3 protein-coding genes and 3 pseudogenes are annotated in these 6,038 nt (G+C 64.6%); all 6 read left to right on the forward strand.

All coding sequences use genetic code 11. From position 1 onward, the window contains the following. Positions 1-733: pseudogene (gene tolB / locus QZY01_RS12655) on the forward strand (Tol-Pal system protein TolB); the annotation flags it as partial. Positions 734-904: 171 nt separating this feature from the next. Next, a pseudogene (gene pal / locus QZY01_RS12660) lies at positions 905-1,459 on the forward strand (peptidoglycan-associated lipoprotein Pal). Positions 1,460-1,571: 112 nt separating this feature from the next. Beyond that, complete coding sequence (ybgF, locus tag QZY01_RS12665) at positions 1,572-2,654, forward strand: tol-pal system protein YbgF (protein WP_294537654.1); 1,083 nt, start codon at positions 1,572-1,574, stop codon at positions 2,652-2,654. Then, complete coding sequence (tilS, locus tag QZY01_RS12670) at positions 2,648-3,658, forward strand: tRNA lysidine(34) synthetase TilS (protein ID WP_294537656.1); 1,011 nt, start codon at positions 2,648-2,650, stop codon at positions 3,656-3,658. Before ybgF ends, tilS begins: the two co-directional genes overlap by 7 nt. A 108-nt stretch (positions 3,659-3,766) precedes the next feature. Further along, complete coding sequence (gene ftsH / locus QZY01_RS12675; protein WP_294537657.1) at positions 3,767-5,695, forward strand: ATP-dependent zinc metalloprotease FtsH; 1,929 nt, start codon at positions 3,767-3,769, stop codon at positions 5,693-5,695. Between the two features lie 177 nt (positions 5,696-5,872). Then, positions 5,873-6,038 (forward strand): annotated as a pseudogene (glmM, locus tag QZY01_RS12680) (phosphoglucosamine mutase); the annotation flags it as partial.

The raw sequence follows: 6,038 nt of genomic DNA on the forward strand, positions 1-6,038 counted from the left end.
GGACGGCGCCAATACGCGCTATCTGACCCGGGGCGACGATCTGGTGGTGACGCCGCGCTTCTCGCCCAATTCGCAGGAGCTGACCTACATGTCGTTCGGCTCCGAGGACCCGAAGGTGTTCCTGCTCAATATCGACACCGGCCAGCGCGAAGTCGTCGGCAATTTCCCCGGCATGACCTTTTCGCCGCGCTTCTCGCCGGACGGCCAGCGCGTGGTGATGTCGCTGGAGCAGAATGGCGCGGCCAATCTCTATTCGATGGACTTGCGCTCGCGCACCACCACGCGGCTGACCGATACCTCGGCCATCGACACCTCGCCCTCCTATTCGCCGGACGGCGCCCGCATCGTGTTCGAATCCGATCGCGGCGGCGCGCAGCAAATCTACATCATGGGGGCCAGTGGCTGCGGGGCGACGCGCATTTCCTTCACCGAGGGGCGCTATTCGACGCCGGTCTGGTCGCCGAGGGGCGATTATATCGCCTTCACCAAACAGGCCGGGGGCAATTTCGCCATTGGCGTGATGAAGCCCGACGGAACCGGCGAGCGCATCCTGACCGAGGGCTTTCACAACGAGGGCCCGACCTGGGCGCCCAATGGCCTGTTCGTGATGTTCTTCCGCAATGGCGGCGGCGGCCCCAAATTGCACATGATCGACATTTTCGGGCGCGGCGAATTTCCCGTGCCGACGCCGTCCTTCGGCTCCGATCCGTCGTGGAGTCCGCTGCTCGGATAAAAACCCGCCGTAATCTGGCCATCAAGGCTTTGTTAACCATCAGACCCGATGCGGCGATGCGGCGGGGGTAAATAACCTTTGATCAAGGTTACGAGAACCTTCGCTTAACGATCGCAGGCTAGGACTGAGGCAAACCCCGGTCGTCAGTCACAAGGAGCGCCCTGGATGCCAATGCTCGATAAGGTTCAGTCCCCAAGATGGTCTGGAAACAGCCTTCACGGACTGAAATTCGCCGCCGCCCTGGCGGCGGCGCTGGCTTTGGGCGCCTGCGCCAAGAATCCCGCCGACATCAACGGCCTCGATGGACGCGGCGCCGGCGGCGGCGGCGTCGGGGTCGCGCAGACGGGCGCGGCGTCGCCGGGTTCGCCGCAGGATTTTGTTGTCAATATCGGCGACCGCGTGTTCTTCGACAGCGATTCCACCGAGTTGAACGCCACGGCGCAGGCGACGCTCGACAAGCAGGCGAGCTGGCTCAACCAATAGGGCTCCTATGCCTTCACCGTCGAAGGCCACGCCGACGAGCGCGGCACCCGCGAATATAATTTCGCCCTCGGGGCGCGGCGCGCCGAATCCACCAAGAATTATCTCATCGCGCGCGGCGTCGCCGCCGCGCGGATCAAGACCATCAGCTATGGCAAGGAGCGCCCGGTGGCCGTCTGCGACGATATTTCCTGCTGGTCGCAGAACCGCCGCGCCGTCACCGTGCTCAAGGGCGGCCAGAGCTGAGTTTTTTACAGTCTTGACCGCTTCAACGGCGGCCGACGCCACGATTTGACCTTATCGCCGCGCCAAATATGGTTTTGAACAGAGCGATTCGTTGCAGAAGGCTGGATAGATCATGGTTGACCGGAAGCCGGGCAGGGTTTTATCGGCGGATTTTCCCAAGCGGTTTTTCGTCGCGGCGGCTTGCTCGGCGCTGGTCGCGATCGGCTCCCCCGCCGGGGCGCAGAATTTCAATCGCCCGCCCGCCGATGTCGGCGAAGCGGGCTATGGCGCCCCCGGGGGCGACACTTCCTCGATCCTGCGCATCGACCGGCTGGAGAACCAGGTGCGCGGGCTCAACGGCCAGGTCGAGCAATTGCAATTCCAGCTCAGGCGGATGGATGAGCAGATGCGCAAGCTCCAGCTCGACGTGGAGGCGCGTTTTCAGGACGCCGCCGGCCGCGTCGCCCGCCCGGCCGCCGCGCCGCAGAAGCGCGGCGAATTGTCCGAAGGCGACGGGGCGGGCGTCGCGCCTCCGGCGCAGGCGGCCGCCCCGGCGACGCCCGGCGCCGATGGGCGCCGCCATGACGCCTTCGATCCCTCCAGCCAGCCTGCCGCGCCGGGCGCGCCATTGCCGCTCGGGTCCCCGGCCTCGGGGAGCCGCGGCGTCGCCAAGGCGCCGGATTTCCGCCGCGATCCGGGCGCCCCGCTCGACCTGACGCCGCCGGGCCTGCGCGATTCCGCCTCGCCCGCCGCCTCGCCCGCCGCCGCGCCTGCGGCCAGCGCCTCGGTCGGGTCGGTGGAAACCGGCGCTCCCGTCGCCGCCGCGCCCGTCGATGCGGTCAAGGTCGAATATGACGCCGCAGCGGACTTGCTCAAATCCCAGCGCTACGATGCCGCGCAGCAGGGTTTTTCGGCCTTCGTGCACAAAAACCCGCATAGCCGGCTGATCGCGCAGGCGATCTATCATCTGGGCGAAAGCTACTATTATCAGAGCCGGCATCGCGAGGCGGCGGAGCAGTTTCTCAAGATCGCCACCGATTATTCGAGAAGCCCGGTCGCGCCCGACGCCATGGTCAAGCTCGGCGTCTCGCTCAATGCGCTCGGCGCCAAGGAGCAGGCCTGCGCCTTTTTCTCCGAAGTGCCGCGCAAATATCCCAACGCCCCGGCGGCGGAAAAAACAGCGGCGGCGCGCGAAGCCAAGAAAGCGTCTTGCTGACGCCTGCCGCAAGATCGCTCGAACCGTCGGCGCTGTTTTCAGGCTTTGAAAACCTGTCTGGCGTGGTGCTCGCGGTATCCGGCGGTCCGGATTCGCTTGGATTGATGCATCTGGCGGCGCTCTGGCGCGATCAGGGCGCCGCCCCGCCGCTCCACGTCGCCACCGTCGATCACGGCTTGCGCGAAGAATCCGCCGCCGAGGCGCATCGGGTTGGCGAATGGGCGCGGGCCCTCGCCCTGCCGCATGAAATCCTGCCGTGGACCGGGCCAAAGCCGGCGAGCGCCATTCTAGAGCGCGCGCGGGAGGCGCGTTACGCGCTGTTGTTCGCTTATGCCGAAAAAATTGGCGCGGCGGCGGTGGCGACCGGCCATCATGCCGACGATCAATGGGAAACCATCCTGTTCCGGCTGGCGCGCGGCAGCGGCGTCGCCGGGCTGGCCGGCATGGCGCGCGCACAGCGTTTCGCCGGCGGTCTGTTGATCCGGCCATTGCTCGACTTGCCCAAACAGGCGCTGGTCGATTTCTGCCATGCGCGCGGACAGGCGTTTTTCGACGATCCGTCCAACGCCGATCCGGCCTTCGCCCGCGCCCGATTGCGTCGGCTCGCGGCGGGCCTGCAGGAGGCGGGGTTTTGCCGGCAAAAGGCGGCCAAGCTTGCCGAACGCGCCGAAAAAGCCGATGAAGTCGTTGAATGGGCGGCGGAAAATCTGCTGCGCCGGGCGCAATTGTGTGAGCCGGGCGCCTATGATCTTGGCGAAATCGCCAAGGCGCCGCGCGCGGTCGTCGAACGTTGCCTGTCGCTGGCCGTGGCGCGCGCCGCCGGCTCGAAGCCTCGGCGGCTCGACCGGCTGGAATTCCTGGCGCGGCAAGTCCACGAAGCCTTGCGACAAGGCTCAAGGTTGCGCGCCACGCTCGGCGGCTGCGCGGTGATGCTGAACGCCGGAAAAGTGCTGATTTTGCGCCCGGAAAGCCCGCGCCGCCGCGGAATCGAGGACCGGCGCTGAATCATTACGCCGGCTTCACTTGGCAAGTCTTGGTTGGACGCCTACATTGGTCGCAAGACCACGCGACCGGCGCGCAGCCATCGACCGGAAAGGTTTGCAGGACAAGAGATGAACCCCAATTTCCGCAATTTCGCTCTCTGGGTGATTATCGTTCTTCTGGTTGTGGCGCTGGTGGTGCTGTTCCAGAAACCGAGCGAACGCGTCCCGTCTCAGGAAATCAACTTCAGCCAGTTGCTGTCCGAGTCGGATCAGGGCCATATCAAGGACGTCACCATCGCCGGCTCCGAAATCACCGGCCATTACAGCGACGGCAAGGCTTTTTCGACCTATGCGCCGAACGACCCGAGCCTCGTCGGCTCGCTCTACAAGAAAAACGTGCAGATCACTGCCAAGCCGCCGTCGGATGGCAATAGCTGGCTGGTGACGCTCTTGGTCAACGGCCTGCCGCTGATCGCCTTTGTCGGCATGTGGATTTTCCTGTCCCGGCAGATGCAGGGCGCGGGCGGCAAGGCGATGGGCTTTGGCAAGAGCAAGGCCAAATTGCTGACCGAGGCGCATGGCCGCGTCACCTTCGAGGATGTCGCGGGCGTCGACGAAGCCAAGGAAGACCTTCAGGAAATCGTCGAGTTCCTGCGCGATCCGCAGAAGTTCCAGCGCCTGGGCGGACGGATTCCGCGCGGCGTGCTGCTGGTCGGCCCGCCCGGCACCGGCAAGACCCTGCTCGCCCGCGCGATCGCGGGGGAGGCCAATGTGCCGTTCTTCACCATCTCGGGTTCGGATTTCGTCGAAATGTTCGTCGGCGTCGGCGCCAGCCGCGTCCGCGACATGTTCGAACAGGCCAAGAAAAACGCGCCCTGCATCATCTTCATCGACGAAATCGACGCGGTCGGCCGTCATCGTGGCGCGGGTCTTGGCGGCGGCAATGACGAGCGCGAGCAGACCTTGAACCAGTTGCTGGTCGAAATGGACGGGTTCGAAGCCAATGAGGGCATCATCCTGATCGCCGCGACCAATCGGCCCGACGTGCTCGACCCCGCTCTGCTGCGTCCGGGCCGGTTCGACCGCCAGATCGTGGTTCCCAATCCCGACGTCATCGGCCGCGAGAAGATTCTGAAGGTTCATGCGCGAAAAGTTCCGCTGTCGCCCGACGTCGATCTCAAGGTCGTCGCACGCGGCACGCCGGGTTTTTCGGGCGCCGATCTGATGAATCTGGTCAACGAGGCGGCGCTGATGGCGGCGCGGCGCGGCAAGCGCGTCGTCACCAAGGACGAATTCGAGGATTCCAAGGACAAGATCATGATGGGCGCCGAGCGCCGCACCATGGTCATGACCGAGCAGGAAAAGCTGTTGACCGCTTATCACGAGGGCGGCCACGCCCTGGTTGCGCTCAATGTCGACGCCACCGATCCGGTCCACAAGGCGACGATCATTCCGCGCGGACGCGCGCTGGGCATGGTGATGCAATTGCCCGAACGCGACAAATTGTCGATGAGCTACGAGCAGATGACCTCGCGCCTCGCAATCCTGATGGGCGGACGCGTGTCCGAAGAGATCATCTTCGGCAAGGACAAGGTCACGTCCGGCGCGCAGAGCGACATCGAGCAGGCGACCAAGCTCGCCCGCGCCATGGTCACGCGCTGGGGCTTTTCGGAGGAACTCGGCACGGTCATGTATGGCGAGAACCAGGAGGAAGTGTTCCTCGGCTATTCGATGGGCCGTCAGCAGAATATTTCCGAAAACACTTCGCAGAAGATCGACAGCGAAGTGCGGCGGCTGGTCGAACTGGGCCAATCGGAGGCGCGGCGCATCATCACCGAAAAGCGCGACCAACTGGAGACGCTCGCCAAGGGCCTGCTCGAATACGAGACCCTGACCGGCGACGAGATTCGCGGATTGCTCAACGGCATCGAACCGGTGCGCGTAACCGACGAGGACACGCCCTCCAGTCCGCGCCGCTCTCCGGTTCCCGCCGCGGGCAAGCCTAGCTGGACCAAGCCGGACAGCGACCCGGGTCTGGCGCCCGCGCCGCAGGCTTGAAACCCGAAATTTTGCGGGAAAAGTTGAAGGCGGCCTCCCAAGGCCGCCTTTTCGCCGTTTTTAACGGTTGTTGCTGACCCTGTTAATGTTTCGTTAACCCGAGCCTGCGGTAAATCCTCTATCGTCGTGCGGGGGCCAAGCGATTCTTTCCCTTATGTCGCCGGAGATATCGACCCGATGAGCCGCAAATATTTTGGCACCGATGGCATTCGTGGCCTCGCCAACACAGTGATCACGCCGGAACTGGCGTTGAAGGTCGGACAGGCGGCAGGGCTGGTTTTCCAGAACGGCGACTATCGCCATCGCGTGGTGATCGGCAAGGACACCAGGCTTTCCGGCTACA

The sequence above is a fragment of the uncultured Rhodoblastus sp. genome, from assembly GCF_903903185.1.
Taxonomy (GTDB): domain Bacteria; phylum Pseudomonadota; class Alphaproteobacteria; order Rhizobiales; family Beijerinckiaceae; genus Rhodoblastus.

Coding starts and splice junctions, on each gene's coding strand:
- ybgF (WP_294537654.1), top strand. CDS start 1,572: ATGGTTGACCGGAAGCCGGGCAGGGTTTTATCGGCGGATTTTCCCAAG.
- ftsH (WP_294537657.1), top strand. CDS start 3,767: ATGAACCCCAATTTCCGCAATTTCGCTCTCTGGGTGATTATCGTTCTT.